The organism is Bdellovibrio bacteriovorus, from assembly GCF_041888015.1.
GTDB lineage: Bacteria > Bdellovibrionota > Bdellovibrionia > Bdellovibrionales > Bdellovibrionaceae > Bdellovibrio.
This window is the reverse complement of record NZ_CP168968.1, coordinates 1,153,432-1,172,089: the sequence shown is the minus strand read 5'-3', so window position 1 is coordinate 1,172,089 and position 18,658 is coordinate 1,153,432. Positions and strand designations below refer to the sequence as shown.

The following is an 18,658-nucleotide window of genomic DNA, read 5'->3' as shown; positions in this document are numbered from 1 at the left end:
TATTCTTTCAAAAACTACTGACGGTTGTGGATCAAAGTACGAACTTCGTCTTCAAACACAACTTCAATTTTATCAGTCAATGCATCCTTGATGAAACCCATGCCGAACTTAGGATGTTGAAGCTTCGTGTTCTTTTCGAACTTGCCCTTCATATTGTAAGTTGCAGTCTCTGCTTTATCATTAGCCATCAGCATTTCGTATTCGTTGCGGTGGCTGGATTTGCGTGAACTCATTGTCTGTTCACGTTTTTTCGCCGCAGCACCAGTCAAAGGCTTGCCAGTTTTTGTTTGAGCTTTAGGAAGAGAATACGTCTTTTGCGAACCACAGATTTCGCATTTGATTTTCGCGGAAGTCGCTGAAGTGTGCGCCAAAACAACGTGGTATCTATCAGCATCACATTTTTTACAGAACGCAAAAAAGGATTTCGCGACGGGTGGCAGAGTATTCATCGACATTGTTTCTTCCTATCTAGTATTGTTGTTTCAAACTGTAAATCATCAACTGCTCATCAAGCTTCTTCTGGGCGATCTCTCCCGCACTGAGATAGAACGGCCCTTCTGTACGCTCAATGCGCTGCTGGAAGCCCAACATGCTCTCTTCACTCTTCGGATCGATGAACGTGCCAGTCGGTCCGTAGTTTTCCAAGAACGCCAGGTCCGGTTCCTTATTGAAGAACTTTTCCCAGCATTGAGTGTTTACCTGTACACGGTAAGTAATAGTTTTAGCATGAGAATGCACCGGAGCGTAAGCCCCAATTACTTCTAAATGGCCATAATGCGAGTGCAGCTTCAAAGCCGGACTTCCCCACTGGGTCATTCCGGAGCATTGCTCCACGTTTGCGTACCAAAGCCCGAAGGCCTTGGACAGGAAACCTAGACCATAAAACTGTTCTTCCTTCGGCAAAAGAGAGTTCACAGAACAGAGGTTATGGGCCACCCACTCACCCTTGTGCATCGTCGGAATGATAATGAAAAGTGATAGCGGAATCCAATCCATGTCGTCCAGGGATTCCACTTCTTTCAAGACGCCGGAAGTTTTAATCGGCGACTGGGACGCTGGGAATTTTTTAGGGTCCAAGGCTTCACGAGCCGCTTTGGAAAGTGCAGAAGGTCGAGCCGCAAAGCCCGCCACAAACCCTGGCATCACCGCGCAGTCATAAAAAACCCAACGCGGCATGGCCATATTGGATGGGCCGAAAGCACGTTCTTCCAAAGAATAGATTCTGTCGGCGAAAGCGAGCTCTTTAACGTCCAGAGGATTTTTGATGACAGGTGCCTGAGTAAACCAGTTCAGGCGATGTACCGACCCCGGTTGAGCAATCTGGTTTTCGGGACGCACAAAGACGTAGGGTCTGATGTCATCCTGATTAATCCAGTCCGCTTTAGCCAATAGTGGGTTCATATCTCTCCAAGTTCTGTTACTGCTCCAGCTTGCGCGCCACCGGCGCTTCAGCTCTGCCGGCTGCCGCCAAGCATGTCTTCTGGTTTTACTATGTTATCGAATTCTTCGCCAGTGAGGAGTCCAAGATTGATGGCTTCTTCGCGCAGTGTTGTGCCGTTTTTATGGGCAGTTTTGGCAATCTTGGCGGAATTGTCATAGCCAATGTGAGGATTCAGTGCCGTTACCAGCATCAAAGACTGCTCGAGGTGCTTCTGAATTTGTTTATGGTTGGCTTCGATTCCTGAAACACAGTGATCTGTGAATGATTCACAGGCATCCGCCAGCAAGCGAATAGAATTAAGCACGTTGAACACAATCAAGGGCTTAAACACATTCAGCTCAAAGTGCCCGGTCGCCCCACCAATACTGACGGCCACGTGATTTCCCATCACCTGCGCACAGACCATTGTCATGGCTTCACTTTGAGTCGGATTGACCTTCCCCGGCATAATAGAACTACCCGGTTCGTTTTCAGGCAAATGCAACTCTCCAATGCCACAGCGAGGTCCTGAGCCCAAAAGACGAATGTCGTTAGCAACCTTCATCAAAGACACCGCTGCCGAATTCAGAGCTCCGCTGACTTCCACCAAAGCATCATGAGCAGCCAAAGCTTCAAATTTATTTTCCGCCGAGACATAAGGAAGCCCTGTTTCTTTGGCAATTTCTTTCGCCGCATCCACCGCAAACTTCGGATGTGTGTTAAGCCCGGTGCCCACAGCCGTACCGCCCAAAGCGAGCTCGTACAAATGTGGCAGAGTGTTCTTCACTCGTTGGATGGTGTGTTTCAACTGAGTGGCATAGCCTGAAAACTCCTGCCCCAGAGTCAACGGCGTTGCATCCATCAGATGCGTGCGACCGATTTTTACGATGCTTTGGAATTCTTTTTGTTTGTGTTCCAGCGCTTTATGAAGCTTGTCCAACATCGGCAGCAAACGATGATGTATCTGCTCGCCCACCGCGATGTGCATGGCCGTCGGGAAGGTGTCATTCGAAGATTGACCTTTGTTAACGTCATCATTGGGATGAACTTCCTTGCTGGGAAGTTTCACACCCATCATGTCCATCGCGCGATTGGCGATGACTTCGTTGGCGTTCATATTGGTCTGAGTGCCCGACCCTGTCTGCCACACCACCAAAGGGAAGTGAGCATCCAGTTTCCCCTGAATTACTTCATCTGCTGCCTTCACGATCAGGTCGGCTTTTTTTGTATCCAGGATTCCCAATTTTTGATTGGTCAAAGCAGCGGACTTCTTCAAGATCCCCAAGGCCCGGATCATTTCCCGCGGGAAGCGATCCCCGCCAATGCGGAAATTCTGAGTGGATCTTTGAGTTTGTGCGCCCCAGAACTTGTCTGCGGGAACCTGCACATCACCCATAGTGTCTTTTTCAATTCGAAATCCACTGTCTGCCATCTCTAAACTCCTTTGCGAGCGACCTGGCCGACGTGGGCCTGATCGGTGGGATAAATCACAAGTTCCTGAATGTTCACGTGAGCCGGACGAGCCGCGCACCACGCGATGGTTTCTGCAATATCCTGAGCCATCAAAGGCGTCATGCCTTCATAGACCTTGTCGGCTTTGGCCTGATCTTTCAAACGAACCACAGAGAATTCGGTATTGACCATGCCGGGCTCGATGTTGGTGACACGAATCTTCGTACCCAATAAATCCATACGCAGCCCCTCGGAAAGGGCACGCACCGCAAACTTCGTCGCGCAGTACACTCCCCCGCCCGGATAGGTCCACCGCCCCGCCACCGAGCCTAAATTTATAATATGGCCGGAGCTCTTTTTCACCATGTGTTCCACCACTCCGCGGGTCATGAACAGCAACCCTTTGACGTTGGTGTCGATCATGGTTTCCCAGTCATCCAAAGAGGCGTCTTGCATCTTTTCCACACCGCAAGCCAGGCCCGCGTTGTTCACCAGAATTTCAACCTGCGGAAGATCGGCCGCATGGGCTTTCATGAATTCACTGACCTCGAAGCGATCGGAAACATCAAAGCTGGAGATCTTCACCTGCACTTGCGGAAATGAAGCCTTGAGGTCCTTTTGCAGTTCCTGCAGTTTTTCATAGCGGCGACCGGTTGCCAGGATATCAAACCCTTGTGCCGCCAATGCATGAGCTGTGGCCCAGCCAATCCCTGAAGTCGCTCCGGTAATAAGTGCCCATTTTGTCATAATTCACCTCACCCCAGACGATAGCAGGCACGCCGGGACTTGGGTATGCCACAGGGCTGGCAAAAACCCCTCCCGACGCGGCGCCTTAGCCAAAGTTCCTGCGTACCTCGACCGGGTAAAATCTGATAGCTTCGCGGGCTATGAAATGTCCTTGTGGTTCTGACAAAAATTATTCTGTGTGCTGTGGTGTTTATCATTCTGGCGAGGCTTTGGCTCCGACTGCGGAAGCGCTGATGCGTTCCCGCTACGCGGCTTTTGCGAAAAATCAAATGCAGTATCTTCGCGATACGACAGATCCTCAGACTTTGGATCTGATCGACGATGACGCCAACAAAGAATGGGCTGAGCGTGCCAAGTTCCTGAAGCTGGAAATCGTGAGCGCCGAAGAAAAAGGCACCAAAGGCACGGTTGAATTTAAGGCCTTTTACAGCATCGATGACGAAGAGTTCATCCATCACGAGGTCAGCACCTTCCGCAAACAAGCCGGAGAATGGTTCTTTAAGTCCGGCAAGATCAAAGGGGAAAAAACCAAATGAAGCACTGGTTGATGAAGTCAGAGCCTGACGTTTTTTCTTTGGATCAACTTAAAAAAGATAAAACCACGTGGTGGAATGGCGTGCGTAACTATCAGGCGCGCAATTTCATGATGAAAGACATGCAAGTGGGTGATGCGGTTTTGTTCTATCACTCCAATGCGACACCTCCCGGAGTTGCGGGGTTGGCTCGTGTTTCCAAGGCCGCAGAACCTGATCAGGAACAATTTGATAAAAAGTCCGAATACTTTGACCCGAAAGCCACCAAGGAAAAGCCCATCTGGTACTGCGTTCAGGTCGAATACGTGGCACACTTTAAAGACTTCGTCAGCCTGCAGGACCTGCGTGACAATGAAAAGCTTTCCGAAATGCTAGTTCTGCAAAAAGGTTCTCGCCTTTCCATTCAGCCTGTTGATAAAAAACACTTCGATATCGTGAAGAAAATGGGTGGCGTTTAGCCCACCCCTTTTAGATTTAAGGCACAGATGAAGTTGTTTTTGGCTCCGATGGAAGGTGTGGTGGACTGGGTGATGCGTGATACGCTGACCCGGATTGGTGGCATTGATCAATGTGTCACTGAGTTCCTGCGCGTGACCGATCGCCTGCACCCGGAAAGCGTCTTCTTTAAAAACTGCCCTGAATTGAAAACTGGATCACGCACCCGTTGGGGCACTCCGGTCTTTGTCCAACTTCTTGGCGGCCAGGCCGAACCCTTGGCTCTCAATGCCCAGCGCGCTGTCAAACTGGGCGCATTGGGTGTGGATCTGAACTTTGGCTGCCCTGCTAAAACCGTCAATCGTCATGATGGTGGTGCCAGTCTTTTGAAATCCTGTGATCGGGTTTTTGACATCGTCAAAACAGTTCGCCAGGCCGTCCCTGCAGAGGTTCCCGTCACCGCCAAAATCCGTCTGGGTTTTGACGATCCGACCAAATGTCTGGAAATCGCCCAAGCTATCGAAGAAGCCAATGCCACTTGGTTGACGGTTCACTGCCGCACCAAAACAGATGGCTACAAGCCACCGGCGTACTGGGACTGGATTCCGAAGATCAAAGAAAAGACCAAGATCAAACTTATCGCCAATGGTGAAATTTGGAATATTGCCGATTTCAATCGCTGCGTGGAAGTCACTCAATGCGAAGACTACATGATCGGACGTGGGGTGATGTCAAACCCGTTCATCTTCCGCCAGATCAAACAAAGCCTGCAACAAGAACCCGTCGAGGAAATGAATTGGGAGCGCGCACGTCCGCTGCTACCCCAATTCTTTGACTCCAGCACCTTGTATATCAATGACTACTTTGCGGTCTCCCGCACAAAGCAATGGCTGAAAGCCCTGTCTTTGAAAAACCCAGAAGCCAAACAGGTCTTTGACGAAATCAAAGTCCTCAAAAAACCGTCCGAGTTTAAATCCAAACTAGAATCCATCTGCTCCGTTTAAGGAATGGCTTGGTAAGAGGAGCTAGCGCCCTTGGCGCGGGCATCGTCGTTGAAGCGTTTTATCGCTTCTTCGAATTTCTTTTTGATGAGCGCGCGCTCACCGCTGGTGAGGTTTAGGTTTTGCGCCTCACCGATCAGCAACTGGACATTGCCTTTGTTGAGTTCTTTCGTTTTCATATCCACCCCGAACACCAATCCCTTCAGACGGCGTGGCTCCATGCTGGTGCTCAAGGTCTGGCGCAGGATCTTTTCCACAGACTCTCCGTGGTTGGCCAAAGCATTGCGGGCTTCGGCCACCTTCACTCCGTCAGGAATAAAGGCCATGCGGAATGAACTTCCCATTTCGTCATTCGACATCAGATTTTTCAGAATCTTTTTCTTTTCAGTCTCGGTCAGAGGCTTTGTTGCCACGGCGATACAGTCATCTCCAGAACAAACGGTCTTCAATTTCCCGGGCTCTACCGAGTCCTTCAAGACATTCTGGAAATATTTTTTCTGTGCATCGAATTTCTTGGTAACCGCTTTTTCACCCTTACGCACGTTTTCCAAAGCTCCGGTCAAGTTCTTGGAACTGGCCAACGCTTCGGCCGTTTCTTTTAAATTGGCTGATCCAAGACCAATCACATCTGCCGACAACCCGCCACTTTCGGCCTTGTTCAAATGAGCTATCTCACGTTTGCTGACATGAATGCCCGGGGAAAACTCATCCACCGACTTTACGTACTTTTCCATCTTCTGAACTGTGCCGGTGGAAAGCTGGGAAAGACCAAAGCGATTTTTCAACCCTGCTTTGATCTGCTCGGTATTACCGCCACCTTTACGAACAATGTCATAAACATCCTGATGGAAGGTATCACCCTGAACCATGGAGGTCCTTGCTACTTCAGAGCGCAATTGTGTGCGCTGAGTTTCCAAGGACTTCAAACTTCCCTTCAAAGAGGACTGCACGCTGCCATTTTTAAAGCTTTGCAAATCGTTGGTATTGGTCTGACGTGAGTATCGGGCGGCAATATTAGCTTGATCTGCCGACGAACCCGTCCCCCCGCGGAACCAAGTCTCGGCTTTGTCTCCAGTTTTTAAAACTCCGGAGTCCCGCAGCTTCGTCGTGTACTCGCTATTGGCCTCTGCAAAAACTTTCTTCAGTTGATCATCCAGATTCGTAGGCACTTTTCCCGAAAACGCAAACCGCGACGACTTAAAGTCTGAGTACTTATCAATCACCAGACCGGGATTGGCGGCTTCCAACTTTTCGATTTTTTTGAACAGGATCTCTTTATGGTAATTGGTCAGACCCGTAACAAGATTTTTGTCCTTCAACGTGTCATTCAAATGCTTCATCTGGCTGTTTTCAATATCCAAGAACGTGATCTTGGAGTTCGTCCCTTTTTCAGCCAGCCCGATCCATTTTTCATTCTGAGCCACAGTGGTCGGGGAATAACTAAGATACTTTCCGGTCAGCTCCGCTCGAGTGACCTTACTTCCTGTTGCGGCAACGGCTGCCACCGCATGAACTTCACGTTCTGCCTTGGTCAGACGGCTTGCGGCCACAGCAACCCGGGCTCCCTTAACGAAGTATCCGGCCACCAAAGTAGGATCGATAACAGTCCCGATCCCATAACATTTCAGTTCTTCCTGAGCCACGGCATTGTAACAAGAGTAACGCTGATACTGTTCTTTGATTTTTTCACCGGCGATGCTCATCAAACTTTGCAGCTTGGATGCCTGCTCTTTGGTCAGCTGAACTTCATCCCGAACCCGTTCAGCAATCGGCACATAGGGTTTGGGGCGCATGCGCTCCAACGAGGCCATATGGGCTTTCATATCTTCAGCTTGAGTATAAAGAAATACAGCCGGCATCTTCGCCAGCTTTTCATCGGTGAAACCCTGATAGCGATGGTCGTCTTTCACCAGATCACGCTTGCAGGCAATGGACTTGTCGCACTCTTTCAGGAAGGCCGCCCGTTCCCGTTGGTTTTTCTTGAACGACTCCCAACTGTTTTCAACAAATCCCGCCAGAGATGCCGACATATCCTTCAAGGACACGCCTAAATCAATCATCGCATTTTTGTATCCCCGCAGACAGGCTTGCGCTTGTTCGCGCCCCATGTCCATCTGCTCTTGGCACTGCTCCTTGAAACTGCATTTACGCATGAGTGGAGCCCAGGTCGGATGCTGCTTGGCCAACTGTTCACAGTTCTGCGCTTTCACCTCAAGCTGGCAGTTCCACTCTACTTGTTGACGGTATTTTTTCTGCTGATCGCTACACTCGCCCTTTACAGAGCACTGAGAAAGTAAGATTACATCCATCGAGGCCTGTGCAGGCCCGAACAAAAACGTTACAAAAATAAACGCTAAAACACGACTGACCAATGCATATTCCTTTTACTTCTTTTCGGAATATGCAGTCGCAGTCAAAAGCCGATCAAAAAAATCTCATTTTGAGTCGGCAGCTTTTGTATCACCCGTTAAGGCTAAAACAATTTCTGAAAAATCCAGTAAGGACTTCGCATTTTTACTATCTGCAACTTATAGGTTTTGGCGAACCATTCCATGCTTCGCTCTGAGAAAAATACAACATGTGTCGTATCCCGGCGATAATGCCAGTCATGAAAGGCCGCTTCTCCACGGTGGGCGGAAGTCATCACTCCCAAAAGTCCCCCGGGCTTCAGAAGACGTAAGATTCGTTCGATCTCCTGACGAGGATTGTAGAGATGCTCCCACACCTCGGTGCTTGTCACCATGTGATAGGTGCGACGAAGTTCATCCTGATTCGGGTGATAGTACAAATCATAGTTGTGCGTTTTAAAACCACGCTCGGATAGCAAGCCAGAAAGAACCGGCGCAGGACCGCAACCGAAATCCAAAGACGTCAGCTGCGATGGCGTCAGCCCGGCTGATTTAAAATGTTCCTCTAATCCCTGCACCAGTGGCAGGAAGAAATCTCGATGTCCGGCACTGTGGGCGTTTTCGTGAAGATCGTAGCGCTGTTTTTCTGCCTGAGGCCCCAACCTTTCGGAGGGCTCCATAAATATCAAATCACACTCTGCGCAATGAAAATAGCTGTGGGCAGGCTTTTTATCCACTTTGAAAGGCGCAACATGAGGTGTGTGACACAATAAACAGTCCATAGCTAGTTGAACTTGTCTGCCCTCGAAGACAATGTCAAAATGAATCATGGCAAAAGTATTAATCTACAAGAAAAACCCTTGTCCTTACTGCGATCGCGCAATCAACTTCCTAAACGATAAAGGCATTGCTCATGATATCGTGGATTTGACGGACAAGCCTGAAGAAATTGACAGAATCAAAAACGAAACTGGCTGGAGAACTGTGCCTATCATCATGATCGATGGCAAATTGATCGGCGGCTATACAGATCTGAAAGCTTTAGACGAAGAAGGCAAATTGATGCCTTTGCTAAAATAGTCTATTGGCGGAGTTCAGTGCGAAGGCTCATTTCTACGGGGCCTTCGAAGAACTTCTGCACACCTTCCAGCATTTCGTCTGTCGTGCGCGCTTTGGCGCAGACTCCGACCAGGAAATTACCAAAAGGTAACCACACGCTGGTTGTGCGCACATAGAAGCGCACTTTTCTCATCGCCAGATCCTCGCCAAAATAATGACGACTGCGCTCGATCAGCTTTAGCAGTACACGACCGTACTCTGCACCTTCTTCTTCCGAAGTGCGCGGGGCTTTCTGACCCTCTCTCCCCGCGGGAGCTGCAAAGCCCAGCTCTTCCCCCAGTTGCCACAGCATCCAAGGACGGGCCGCCAATCCGCGACCGGCCATCGCCATGTCACAGCCTGTTTCCTGTAACATCAGGATGGCATCTTCCACCGTCTGCACGTCACCATTTCCGATGACTGGGAAATCCACCGCGCGATGAAGTTGTTTGATCTGTTCCCAGTCCGCACTGCCACGGCGTTTTTGTGCGGCTGTTCGCGGATGCAAACACACCCACGCTGCGCCAGAATTTCTTAAACCGGAAACAAATGTCAAAAGTTCGTCGAACTCTTTAGTACTTCCCACCGCACGCAATTTCACACTGACAGGCACTGTGGAATTTTTGACAGTCATACGCACGACTTCAGCGGCGTAAGCGGGATCTCCCATCAAGGCCACACCGTAGTTGTGCTTAAGCGCTTTTTGCACGGGACAGCCCATGTTGATATCAATGGCTTCGGCCCCCCACTCTACCAGTCGTTTGACAGTATCGGCGATAGGACCTTCTTCGTTGCCAAGGATCTGCGGCACCAGGCCGTTTTCGCTTGGACTGCGCATAGTTTCAGGAGTTTTTTCAAGATTTTCGCCAGGAACACGGCGAGAGTTCAACATTTCCGTGGGCCAAATCGTGTAGGCATCCAGGGGAAGATATTCCCGCATGACCTCACGCAAAGCCACATGGGTCAGCCCCACCATGGGGGCCAGACACAACGGGAAATTCACTTTTCCACCCAGAACAGGGCGATGCAGACCCAGCTTCATGGCCCCTTCAAGATTTCAGAATTATTTTACGGCCGCTTGGCCAAGAAAGTCCGGAGCCCACTTTTTAACAGCTTCGTAGGAACCGAACAACAAACCAGAGAAGAACAAATCAGCATAGATTTGATTGTCGAAGAACGGAATTCCCGCCACAAGACACTGGAACAAACCCGCCGGAGTTGGCGCATACATCGTGCCCATCACCCAAACACCAAAGTTGGAGATCAGGAAGAACAAGGAGCTTGTCACCAAAGACAGACCCGCGATCTTCGCAGCACTTTTTTGTTCACGCAAAGTCCAACCCAGAACAACGACAAGAGCAAATGCCAGATAAACAAAAACCATTGTGTTGTGGAAGCCCAAAACCAGATCGCTCAAAAGCAATGCCGCCAATGGGATCAACAAAGACTGTTTCTTGGATGGGAAATAAGCCCCACCAAACAAAGCCATCGCACCAATCGCGGTGAAGTTCCAAGGGTGAGGAATCAAACGACTGAAAGCCGCGCCAAGAATCATCAAAATCAATGTCATCATTCGTGTATTCATGACGCGCAAGCTATCACCGATTCATACGGTTGTCCACCAGTTCTTGAACCACCCCTGGCTCAGAAAGCGTTGTAATATCACCTAGTTGATCCGGATGGTTTTCAGCAATCTTGCGCAAAATACGTCGCATAATCTTGCCAGAACGGGTTTTAGGCAGACGAGGCGCCCACTGAATCAGATCCGGAGTCGCAATCGGGCCGATCTCCTTACGCACAGTTTGAATCAGGTCTTTGCGTAAATCCTCACTCGGAGTCTCTCCGGAACGCAAAGTCACAAAAGCATAGATCCCCTGCCCTTTGATATCATGCGGATACCCCACCACAGCAGCTTCCGCCACTTTGGAGTGAGCAACCAGAGCCGACTCAATCTCGGCCGTACCAAGCCTGTGCCCAGAGACATTGATCACGTCATCCACTCGGCCCGTGATCCAATAATATCCGTCTTCATCCCGACGACAGCCATCGCCTGTGAAGTAATATCCCGGATAGTTCGAGAAATACGTATCTTCAAAACGTTCATGATTGCGATACACCGTGCGCATTTGGCCCGGCCAAGAATCCGCAATCACCAAAACACCTTCACCAGCACCCTGGATTTCTTGACCTTCGTTCGTCAAAAGTTTTGGCTGAATACCGAAGAATGGCTTTGTTGCCGAACCTGGCTTCTGCGCAATCGCTCCAGGCAGAGGAGAAATCAAGATACCTCCCGTCTCTGTCTGCCACCAGGTGTCCACAACTGGACAGCGGCCTTCCCCGACAACATCGTGATACCACGCCCAAGCCTCGGGATTGATCGGCTCGCCCACAGAACCCAGCAGACGCAAGGTCTTGCGTGACGTGGACTTCACGTGCGAATCCCCTTCACGCATCAAAGAGCGAATAGCTGTTGGTGATGTATAGAAAATCGTGACCTTGTGCTTATCCACCACTTCCCAGAAACGGGACGGCGTTGGGTAGTTTGGAACACCTTCGAAGAATAATGTTGTGGCTCCGTTAGCTAGCGGTCCATACACAATATAGCTGTGCCCCGTAACCCAGCCGACGTCCGCGGAACACCAGTAAATATCATCCTCGTGATAATCAAAAACATACTGATGAGTCACGCTGGCATAAACCAGATACCCACCCGTTGTATGCATCACACCCTTAGGCTTTCCAGTAGAGCCGGAGGTGTACAAAATAAACATAGGGTCTTCAGCGTCCATAGCTTCCGGTTCACACTGATCACTGACTGTCTGAACCTCTTCGTGATACCACAGATCTCGGCCCGGCTTCATATCCACGCCATTTCCAGCGTATTTTACCACCAGTACGTTTTTCACATCCGGAGCTTTCACCAAAGCCTTGTCGATGTTTTCTTTCAAAGCAATCAACTTGCTTCCGCGATAGCCCGCATCCCCGGTGATCACAAACTTGCTTTCACCATCCAAGATGCGATCGGAAATAGAGTCCGGAGAAAAGCCAGCAAAGACCACGGAGTGAACAGCTCCAATACGCGTGCAAGCCAACATCGCCATCGCTGTTTCTGGAATCATCGGCATGTAGATAGTCACGACATCGCCTTTTTTAACGCCCATTTTTTTCAGGACATTGGCAAAGCGACACACTTCACGGTGAAGTTCCTTGTAGGTAATTTTACGTGCTGGTGTTGCAGGATTGTCAGGCTCCCATAACAGAGCCACTTTATCCCCGCGTGTTTTCAAATGACGATCAATGCAGTTGGCGGAAACATTCAACTTACCGCCCTGATACCACTTGATATGGACAGGCTTTTTAAAACTGACGTCCTTGACCTTATCCCACTTTTTGATCCAGTCCAAACGCTCGGCTTGTTCTGCCCAGAATGCCTCGTTGTCGTTGATCGAATGCTCATACATTTCTTTGTATTTGGCTTCGTTGATCAGGGCCTTTTTTGCCACTTCGGCATCTACGGGATAAAGATCTTTGTGCATACTCACCTCACATGGATTTAATCGTAATTCAACAGCGCCAGAGGTCAATTATTCTTCTGCTGAATGAAAGTGAGCCCGCGTAACGCGTTCAATTGTCATGACGCACTTTTTCTTCGTACCCCTTATTCAAGGTCTTCGCAGCCTGCTGAAGACTGCCTAGGTTTTCCAGATCTTTAAAACCCATCTCCTTCATCAACAGCAAGGCTTTTCCTGATCTATTACCACTGCGACAATAGAGCTTATAGGTTTTATTGCGATCCAGCTTTGCCACTTTCTCCTTAAAATCCGCCTTTAAAACATCAATATTCACAGCACCGGCCACGTGTTTTTCGGAAAACTCTTCCTGCGTACGCACATCCAAAATAACAAAGCTCGCCGTGTCAGCATAAACAACTTGGGTTGCCGCTGGTGAAATAAATAATGCGAAAAGACCTACTAGAAATTTCATACAATGTTCCTTCTAATTAAATGCCTGCTGGAAAATAATCATACATCCTAATACGAGCACGAAAACTCCAAAAGCTGGTTTCAGTTTCGCTTCGGGGGTGTGTTGTCCCCAATAAGATCCCAGGAATATTCCTGCCATGGCAAGCACTGAAGTTTTCAGCAATAGCATGTAATCCAAAACGGCTCCCCCGACGATATCGCCGAAAAAACCCAAAAGCGAATTGGCCGCAATGACACCCAATGAGGTCCCCACGGCCACACGCATTCCCAGGCCCGACATCTTTACCAATGCCGGAACAATCAAGAAGCCTCCGCCAGCGCCAACAAATCCTGTCACGGCACCAACCCCAAGGGCCTTTGTTGCAAACCCCAAAGCTCCCGAATTTTTTTCCGCTTTCTTTGTCGGCATCAACATTGCCAAAGCTGCCAGCAGCATCACGAGGGCAAAGGCCGTCAGAATTACAACTTCCTTATCAAAAGTGATCGTGCCCCACACCCACTGAGCGGGAATCCGCGGCAGGATCCAGCGTCTTACACCCAGGACACCCACAAAGGATGGCACCGCGAAAAGGGCACCAGCTTTAATATCCACCAACCCCTGACGGTAGCTTTTCACAGAGCCAATCAAACTGGAAAGTCCGACAACGAAAAGTGAATAGCTGGTCGCCTGGGACGGAGGCAAAGAAAAGAAATACACAAACAACGGAACTGCCAGGATTGAGCCGCCACCACCCAGAAGGCCCAGCGAAATTCCAATCACAGCCGACCCTAAATATCCTAACAATTCCATCTTCTACCTCTTACTTGTTAAAAGCCCGTGTATACAGATGATACAGCACCATTCCGACCAGCATCGCTGGAACAAAATAGAAGGCCGCCGTTTGACCTGCGCCCAATGAAGCCAACCCCGGCCCCGGACAAAAACCACCCAGCCCCCAACCCAGACCAAACAATCCAGATCCTACTAACAACGGCATTGTAATTTCTTTGGATTGCGGCACATGCCATCGGGTATCAAACAGTGGACTGGGGCGACCACGCATCCAGCGATAACTGATCATGTGCACCGGAATCGCACCGATCATCACGAACATCAAAGAAGGGTCCCAGCCCGTGCCCAGTTGCAAGAAGCCGATCACCTTTTGTGGTTGAGTCATTCCCGAAACTCCCAACCCCACTGCAAAAACCAACCCTGCCACAAAGGCCATCATCGCCTGTTGAAGATTCTTATTGTCCATCTTAAACCCCCATCCAGTATTTAAGCGCCGTCGCCGTCAATATACCGACGATCATGAAGGTCACTGTCGCCAACAAAGAGCGAATTGAAAAACGCGCCAGTCCGCAAACACCGTGCCCACTGGTACAACCACTGCCCATCACTGTTCCAAAGCCGACAATAAGACCGGCCAGAACCACCATGCCCATGGAACGTCCGGTGGTGTTTTCAAAAAGCTCCGGATGCATAACACCCATCACAGCTCCGCCCACCAGCAACCCTGCAAGAAAGGTCACGCGCCAGAATCCATCTTTAGAAATCCCACCCAGCACACCGTTAACGATGCCACTGATTCCGGTCACCCGACCGTTAAACACCAGCATCAACGAGGCCGCCAAACCGATCAGGGCGCCACCGGCCAAGGCCATCAAAATACTGTTCATCATTTGCTGTCTCCTTTATGAATTTCATATCCAAGCTGATTCCATCTCAGCATGCCGCCAATCATGTTATACGTTTGAGTAAAACCCAACTCTTCCGAAAGCAAGGTGGTTTGACCCGATCTCGCTCCGCTACGACAGACAAAGACAACCTTTTCCTCAAGGTTCAGATTCTTTAAAAACTCCATCAACTCCGGTCCCAAGGTTTTCAGCTCTGTCCCCGGAATGTGGCCAAGCTCCCCGACATATTCTTCAGGTGTCCGCACATCAATCAGGCGGTATTGGTCTTTGAGATCCTTCACTTGTTCGCAGGTGATTTCACGCATAGCAGTCCTCGCTTATTTGACTTCACTTGACCTTAAGCTACAGTTATCCTCCATCTGGGGGTTATGCCCACGGACATAAAGAAGAGTCTTTTTTATATGTCCACGAGCATAACCAGTCCGAGGGAAGTGTATTAAGCTGAAACTAACTTCGGATCTCAGACCAGGAGGACCTTAATGAACCTGCAAATACAACACTTCTTCGACCCTGCCACATCCACATTGACCTACGTGGTGTTTGATAAAAACACTCAGGATGCGGTAGTGATTGATCCGGTTTGGGACTATGATCCGGCCTCTGGCAAGATGGCGACTAAGTCCATGGACCCGGTGGTGGCCTATCTAAAAGAAAATAATTTGCGCCCCCACTATGTGATGGAAACTCATGCCCATGCGGATCATCTGTCCAGCTCACAGCTTTTTAAAAATTTTTTCCCTGATATCAAAGTTGCGATTGGCGAGCGTATCACCGAGGTTCAAAAAGTTTTCAAAGGCGTCTTCAATCTGGAAGATCTGCACACCAATGGGCAGGACTTTGATTTGTTGCTGAAAGATGGGCAAGAGCTTCAAGCAGGATCTTTAAAAATCAAAACTATCTTCACCCCAGGCCACACGCCTGCTTGCGCTTCCTATTTGATTGAAGATGCTCTGTTTACCGGGGATGCCATCTTTATGCCTGATTCGGGCACGGGTCGCTGCGACTTCCCTGCCGGAAGTGCGGAAAACTTGTATGACTCGGTCATGAATCGCATCTATGTGTTGCCAGAAAAAGTTCGTATTTTTGTCGGCCATGACTATCAGCCCAATGGGCGTGCCTTGCAGTATCAAACGACCGTAGCAGAACAAAAAACACAGAATATTCAATTAAAGGGCCACACCAGCAAAGAAGAATTTATCAAGTTCCGCACTGAGCGGGACAAGACCTTGGCAGCCCCGAAATTGCTACTTCCTAGCATCCAGGTCAACATTCGTGCAGGACATCTGCCACAACCTGAAAATAACGGTACTCGCTATCTCAAACTACCCTTGAGATAACAGACGCTCTTTATCCAGAATAATAATCTCACGGCCTTTTTGCTCTAAAAGGCCGTCTTCCACAAATCTGGCCAAAGTGCGAATCACGGTTGGCGTCGTAGTACCACAAAAATCCGCAATTTCCTGACGAGTCCAATCATAATCCGGATGCAGCTCTTTTAAGTAAACCACGGCCTCGGCAATACGCGCAGGAGCATCCTTTTCACTGAGTACCAACTGCTTTGCTTCGGCCTGACGAAGTTCTTTGGCCAGAGTTTCCAGAAGCTTTTCCGCCAGATCACAGTTGCCCTTCATCTGTTCGCGTATTTCGGCCTTGTTCATGATACGGACTTCTGCCTCATCAATCACCGTCGCCGTGGCATGATAAGTTTCATTGGCAAACAAGCTGCGATGGCCGAAAATCTGGCCTTCGCGGAAAAGTCGCACCAGATGATCTTTGCCAGATTCACCCCAAAGTCCCAGCCCGACCAGACCGGATTCAACGAAATAGATATTCCGGGGTGTTTCACCAGCGCGGTAGATAATGTCACCACGTTTGAATTTCTTTCCTTTAGCCTGAACGAAAAGATCCTTGAATTCCATAAGCGCATTAGATCACAAAACCCGCAAGAAGGCATAAAAAAAGCCGGGCTGAAATATCAGCCCGGCTTTTGGAACTCGTTCAGGAATTCAGCAATTAGTTGACGTCTTTGTAGTCAGCGTCGATCACATCGTCGCCGCCTTTGTTGGCAGAGGCGTCACCTTCTGCTTGGTCCGCTTGTTGACCTTCAGCACCTGGTTGCGCACCTTGCTTCTTGTAAAGATCAGAAGTCAGTTTGTGCGTCAGGTTTTGAAGTCTTTCGAAAGCACCTTTCAACTCATCGCCAGAAGCGGATTTGTTTTCAAGGATCTTTTTCGCGTCAGCAAGAGCTTCATTCGCAGATTTGACTTCAGCTTCCGGCAACTGAGCACCGGAATCTTTGATCAATTTTTCAGTCTGGTAAACCAAGTTATCCAGATTGTTTCTTTGCGTTGCAGCTTCTGCTTTACGTTTATCTTCTTCCGCGTGGCCTTCAGCATCGTTCACTGCGCGTTTGATCTCTTCTTCAGAAAGACCCGACTGTGCCGTGATCTTGATCTGCTGAGTCTTACCAGAAGACATGTCTTTCGCATATACGTGCAAGATACCATTGGCGTCGATATCGAATGTCACCTCTACTTGAGGCACTCCACGCGGAGCTGGTGGAATACCTACCAACTCGAAGCGACCCAATGTTTTATTGTCGCCAGCCATTTTACGCTCACCTTGAAGAACGTGGATGTCAACTGCTGGCTGATTGTCGGCTGCTGTCGAGAACACCTGGGATTTCTTGGTAGGAATCGCCGTGTTTCTTTCGATCAATGTCGTCATCACGCCACCCAAAGTCTCGATACCAAGGCTTAGTGGAGTTACGTCCAACAGAAGAACGTCTTTCACGTCACCAGCAAGAACGCCCCCTTGAACCGCAGCACCCACTGCCACAACTTCATCCGGATTCACAGAACGGTTAGGTTCTTTACCGAAGAAGTCTTTAACAGCTTTTTGGATCGCCGGAATACGAGTGGAACCACCGACCAAGACAACTTCGTCGATTTCAGAAGCTTTCAGACCAGAGTCCGCCAAAGCTTTCTTACAAGGTTCCATAGAACGTCTTACAAGGTCTTCTGTCATCTGATCAAACTTCGCGCGAGACAATTTTGTCTGCAAGTGTTTAGGACCAGACTGATCGGCTGTGATGAACGGAAGATTGATCTCGGTTTCCTGAGCGGAAGAAAGCTCGATCTTCGCTTTTTCTGCAGCTTCTTTCAGACGTTGCAACGCCATTTTGTCATTCTTAAGATCGATAGCTTGATCTTTTTTGAATTCAGAGATCAACCATTCCAAGATCACTGTATCGAAGTTGTCACCACCCAGGTGTGTGTCACCGTTGGTTGCACGAACTTCGACAACACCGTCACCCACTTCAAGAATGGAAACGTCGAACGTACCACCACCGAAGTCATAGATAACGATTTTTTCGTCTTTTTTCTTATCCAAACCGTAGGCCAATGCCGCCGCTGTCGGCTCATTGATGATACGTTTGATTTCCAAACCGGCGATACGACCAGAGTCTTTTGTCGCCTGTCTTTGCGCATCGTTGAAATAAGCAGGAACGGTTACAACCGCTTCTGTTACCGGCTCACCCAAATAGTCTTCTGCGACTTTTTTAAGTTTAGCCAAAACTGCCGCACCAATTTCTTCCGGAGAAACGTTTTTACCCTGAACCTTGAAAGCACAGTCATTGCCTTTAGCAACCACAGTGTAAGGAACAAGTTTGATTTCTTCTTGAATCTCTTCAAATCTGCGACCGATGAAACGTTTCGCAGAATAGATTGTGTTCTCCGGATTCGTCACAGCCTGACGTTTGGCAATTTGACCCACCAAACGGTCACCATCTTTGGTGTATGCGACAACGGAAGGAGTGGTACGAGCGCCCTCTTCGTTCACGAGAACTTTAGGCTCACCGCCCTCCATAATCGCGACGCACGAGTTCGTCGTTCCTAAGTCGATACCAATAATTTTACCCATACCTTATCTCCTTAAAACAGCTGCCTGAGAATCTGCTCAA

General features: G+C 49.2%; 21 protein-coding genes. 5 read left to right on the top strand and 16 right to left on the bottom strand.

Features of this window, described 5'->3' with window-relative positions:
• Positions 1–14: 14 nt before the first annotated feature.
• Genes ACES2G_RS05705 through ACES2G_RS05690 form a run of 4 tightly spaced genes read right to left on the bottom strand, consistent with a single transcriptional unit; the run spans position 15 to position 3,622 of the window.
• Positions 15–455, bottom strand: a complete 441-nt coding sequence (locus tag ACES2G_RS05705) for a hypothetical protein (RefSeq protein ID WP_347358418.1) — start codon at positions 453–455, stop codon at positions 15–17.
• A gap of 13 nt (positions 456–468) precedes the next feature.
• The gene (locus tag ACES2G_RS05700) at positions 469–1,401 is read right to left on the bottom strand and encodes a hypothetical protein (protein WP_347358419.1); all 933 of its coding nucleotides are present in this window, start codon (positions 1,399–1,401) and stop codon (positions 469–471) included.
• Positions 1,402–1,448: 47 nt separating this feature from the next.
• The gene (fumC, locus tag ACES2G_RS05695; protein WP_347358420.1) at positions 1,449–2,852 is read right to left on the bottom strand and encodes a class II fumarate hydratase; all 1,404 of its coding nucleotides are present in this window, start codon (positions 2,850–2,852) and stop codon (positions 1,449–1,451) included.
• 2 nt (positions 2,853–2,854) lie between these two features.
• Positions 2,855–3,622 (bottom strand): SDR family NAD(P)-dependent oxidoreductase, encoded by a 768-nt coding sequence (locus ACES2G_RS05690; protein WP_347358439.1) that lies wholly within the window; start codon positions 3,620–3,622, stop codon positions 2,855–2,857.
• Positions 3,623–3,759: 137 nt separating this feature from the next.
• Between ACES2G_RS05690 and ACES2G_RS05685 the strand changes: the two genes are divergently transcribed.
• From ACES2G_RS05685 to ACES2G_RS05675, 3 genes are read left to right on the top strand one after another with little or no spacing between them, the layout of a single operon-like run.
• Positions 3,760–4,155, top strand: a complete 396-nt coding sequence (locus ACES2G_RS05685) for a YchJ family metal-binding protein (protein WP_347358421.1) — start codon at positions 3,760–3,762, stop codon at positions 4,153–4,155.
• Complete coding sequence (locus ACES2G_RS05680; RefSeq protein ID WP_347358422.1) at positions 4,152–4,610, top strand: EVE domain-containing protein; 459 nt, start codon at positions 4,152–4,154, stop codon at positions 4,608–4,610. Before ACES2G_RS05685 ends, ACES2G_RS05680 begins: the two co-directional genes overlap by 4 nt.
• Positions 4,611–4,637: 27 nt before the next feature.
• Positions 4,638–5,591 carry a tRNA dihydrouridine synthase gene (locus ACES2G_RS05675; RefSeq protein ID WP_374001529.1) on the top strand — a complete coding sequence of 318 codons (954 nt, stop codon included), beginning with the start codon at positions 4,638–4,640 and terminating at the stop codon, positions 5,589–5,591.
• Here ACES2G_RS05675 and ACES2G_RS05670 read toward each other — a convergent pair.
• Together ACES2G_RS05670 and ACES2G_RS05665 are read right to left on the bottom strand one after the other, a co-directional pair.
• The gene (locus tag ACES2G_RS05670; protein ID WP_374001528.1) at positions 5,588–7,897 is read right to left on the bottom strand and encodes a hypothetical protein; all 2,310 of its coding nucleotides are present in this window, start codon (positions 7,895–7,897) and stop codon (positions 5,588–5,590) included. The genes ACES2G_RS05675 and ACES2G_RS05670 overlap by 4 nt on opposite strands.
• A 164-nt stretch (positions 7,898–8,061) precedes the next feature.
• A complete protein-coding gene (locus tag ACES2G_RS05665) occupies positions 8,062–8,616 on the bottom strand; it encodes a class I SAM-dependent methyltransferase (protein WP_347358425.1) in 555 nt (184 codons plus the stop codon).
• 148 nt (positions 8,617–8,764) lie between these two features.
• On the opposite strand from ACES2G_RS05665, the gene ACES2G_RS05660 reads away from it, so the two are divergent.
• A complete protein-coding gene (locus ACES2G_RS05660) occupies positions 8,765–9,016 on the top strand; it encodes a glutaredoxin (protein ID WP_347358426.1) in 252 nt (83 codons plus the stop codon).
• 1 nt (position 9,017) lies between these two features.
• Here ACES2G_RS05660 and ACES2G_RS05655 read toward each other — a convergent pair whose 3' ends face one another.
• From ACES2G_RS05655 to ACES2G_RS05620, 8 genes are all read right to left on the bottom strand, one after another.
• On the bottom strand, positions 9,018–10,076 hold the full coding sequence (locus ACES2G_RS05655; protein ID WP_374001527.1) for a tRNA dihydrouridine synthase: 1,059 nt from the start codon (positions 10,074–10,076) through the stop codon (positions 9,018–9,020).
• A 21-nt stretch (positions 10,077–10,097) separates the two neighbouring features.
• Entirely contained in the window at positions 10,098–10,607 is a 510-nt protein-coding gene (locus ACES2G_RS05650) for a DUF6580 family putative transport protein (protein ID WP_347358428.1), read from the bottom strand.
• 25 nt (positions 10,608–10,632) lie between these two features.
• Positions 10,633–12,570: an acetate--CoA ligase gene (acs, locus tag ACES2G_RS05645; protein ID WP_347358429.1), complete on the bottom strand. Its 1,938-nt coding sequence runs from the start codon at positions 12,568–12,570 to the stop codon at positions 10,633–10,635.
• A gap of 88 nt (positions 12,571–12,658) precedes the next feature.
• The gene (locus tag ACES2G_RS05640) at positions 12,659–13,018 is read right to left on the bottom strand and encodes a rhodanese-like domain-containing protein (protein WP_347358430.1); all 360 of its coding nucleotides are present in this window, start codon (positions 13,016–13,018) and stop codon (positions 12,659–12,661) included.
• 12 nt (positions 13,019–13,030) lie between these two features.
• Positions 13,031–13,807: a sulfite exporter TauE/SafE family protein gene (locus tag ACES2G_RS05635; protein WP_347358431.1), complete on the bottom strand. Its 777-nt coding sequence runs from the start codon at positions 13,805–13,807 to the stop codon at positions 13,031–13,033.
• 10 nt (positions 13,808–13,817) lie between these two features.
• Positions 13,818–14,255: a DUF6691 family protein gene (locus ACES2G_RS05630; RefSeq protein ID WP_347358432.1), complete on the bottom strand. Its 438-nt coding sequence runs from the start codon at positions 14,253–14,255 to the stop codon at positions 13,818–13,820.
• Between the two features lies 1 nt (position 14,256).
• Positions 14,257–14,679 (bottom strand): YeeE/YedE family protein, encoded by a 423-nt coding sequence (locus tag ACES2G_RS05625; protein WP_347358433.1) that lies wholly within the window; start codon positions 14,677–14,679, stop codon positions 14,257–14,259.
• Positions 14,676–14,999, bottom strand: a complete 324-nt coding sequence (locus ACES2G_RS05620; RefSeq protein ID WP_374001526.1) for a rhodanese-like domain-containing protein — start codon at positions 14,997–14,999, stop codon at positions 14,676–14,678. The genes ACES2G_RS05625 and ACES2G_RS05620 overlap by 4 nt, the downstream gene beginning before the upstream one ends.
• A gap of 174 nt (positions 15,000–15,173) precedes the next feature.
• Between ACES2G_RS05620 and ACES2G_RS05615 the strand changes: the two genes are divergently transcribed.
• Positions 15,174–16,031 (top strand): MBL fold metallo-hydrolase, encoded by an 858-nt coding sequence (locus tag ACES2G_RS05615; RefSeq protein WP_347358435.1) that lies wholly within the window; start codon positions 15,174–15,176, stop codon positions 16,029–16,031.
• On the opposite strand, the gene ACES2G_RS05610 is transcribed toward ACES2G_RS05615, so the two are convergent.
• Complete coding sequence (locus ACES2G_RS05610) at positions 16,017–16,613, bottom strand: Crp/Fnr family transcriptional regulator (protein WP_347358436.1); 597 nt, start codon at positions 16,611–16,613, stop codon at positions 16,017–16,019. The two genes, ACES2G_RS05615 and ACES2G_RS05610, sit on opposite strands and share 15 nt — an antisense overlap.
• A 94-nt stretch (positions 16,614–16,707) precedes the next feature.
• Positions 16,708–18,618: a molecular chaperone DnaK gene (gene dnaK, locus ACES2G_RS05605; RefSeq protein ID WP_374001525.1), complete on the bottom strand. Its 1,911-nt coding sequence runs from the start codon at positions 18,616–18,618 to the stop codon at positions 16,708–16,710.
• Positions 18,619–18,658 lie beyond the last annotated feature (40 nt).

What these genes read in the sequence shown, in the direction of transcription:
- ACES2G_RS05705 (WP_347358418.1), bottom strand. Translation starts at nt 455, where the DNA reads ATGTCGATGAATACTCTGCCACCCGTCGCGAAATCCTTTTTTGCGTTC.
- ACES2G_RS05700 (WP_347358419.1), bottom strand. Translation starts at nt 1,401, where the DNA reads ATGAACCCACTATTGGCTAAAGCGGACTGGATTAATCAGGATGACATC.
- fumC (WP_347358420.1), bottom strand. Translation starts at nt 2,852, where the DNA reads ATGGCAGACAGTGGATTTCGAATTGAAAAAGACACTATGGGTGATGTG.
- ACES2G_RS05685 (WP_347358421.1), top strand. Translation starts at nt 3,760, where the DNA reads ATGAAATGTCCTTGTGGTTCTGACAAAAATTATTCTGTGTGCTGTGGT.
- ACES2G_RS05680 (WP_347358422.1), top strand. Translation starts at nt 4,152, where the DNA reads ATGAAGCACTGGTTGATGAAGTCAGAGCCTGACGTTTTTTCTTTGGAT.
- ACES2G_RS05675 (WP_374001529.1), top strand. Translation starts at nt 4,638, where the DNA reads ATGAAGTTGTTTTTGGCTCCGATGGAAGGTGTGGTGGACTGGGTGATG.
- ACES2G_RS05670 (WP_374001528.1), bottom strand. Translation starts at nt 7,897, where the DNA reads ATGGATGTAATCTTACTTTCTCAGTGCTCTGTAAAGGGCGAGTGTAGC.
- ACES2G_RS05665 (WP_347358425.1), bottom strand. Translation starts at nt 8,616, where the DNA reads ATGGAGCCCTCCGAAAGGTTGGGGCCTCAGGCAGAAAAACAGCGCTAC.
- ACES2G_RS05660 (WP_347358426.1), top strand. Translation starts at nt 8,765, where the DNA reads ATGGCAAAAGTATTAATCTACAAGAAAAACCCTTGTCCTTACTGCGAT.
- ACES2G_RS05655 (WP_374001527.1), bottom strand. Translation starts at nt 10,076, where the DNA reads ATGAAGCTGGGTCTGCATCGCCCTGTTCTGGGTGGAAAAGTGAATTTC.
- ACES2G_RS05650 (WP_347358428.1), bottom strand. Translation starts at nt 10,607, where the DNA reads ATGATGACATTGATTTTGATGATTCTTGGCGCGGCTTTCAGTCGTTTG.
- acs (WP_347358429.1), bottom strand. Translation starts at nt 12,570, where the DNA reads ATGCACAAAGATCTTTATCCCGTAGATGCCGAAGTGGCAAAAAAGGCC.
- ACES2G_RS05640 (WP_347358430.1), bottom strand. Translation starts at nt 13,018, where the DNA reads ATGAAATTTCTAGTAGGTCTTTTCGCATTATTTATTTCACCAGCGGCA.
- ACES2G_RS05635 (WP_347358431.1), bottom strand. Translation starts at nt 13,807, where the DNA reads ATGGAATTGTTAGGATATTTAGGGTCGGCTGTGATTGGAATTTCGCTG.
- ACES2G_RS05630 (WP_347358432.1), bottom strand. Translation starts at nt 14,255, where the DNA reads ATGGACAATAAGAATCTTCAACAGGCGATGATGGCCTTTGTGGCAGGG.
- ACES2G_RS05625 (WP_347358433.1), bottom strand. Translation starts at nt 14,679, where the DNA reads ATGATGAACAGTATTTTGATGGCCTTGGCCGGTGGCGCCCTGATCGGT.
- ACES2G_RS05620 (WP_374001526.1), bottom strand. Translation starts at nt 14,999, where the DNA reads ATGCGTGAAATCACCTGCGAACAAGTGAAGGATCTCAAAGACCAATAC.
- ACES2G_RS05615 (WP_347358435.1), top strand. Translation starts at nt 15,174, where the DNA reads ATGAACCTGCAAATACAACACTTCTTCGACCCTGCCACATCCACATTG.
- ACES2G_RS05610 (WP_347358436.1), bottom strand. Translation starts at nt 16,613, where the DNA reads ATGGAATTCAAGGATCTTTTCGTTCAGGCTAAAGGAAAGAAATTCAAA.
- dnaK (WP_374001525.1), bottom strand. Translation starts at nt 18,618, where the DNA reads ATGGGTAAAATTATTGGTATCGACTTAGGAACGACGAACTCGTGCGTC.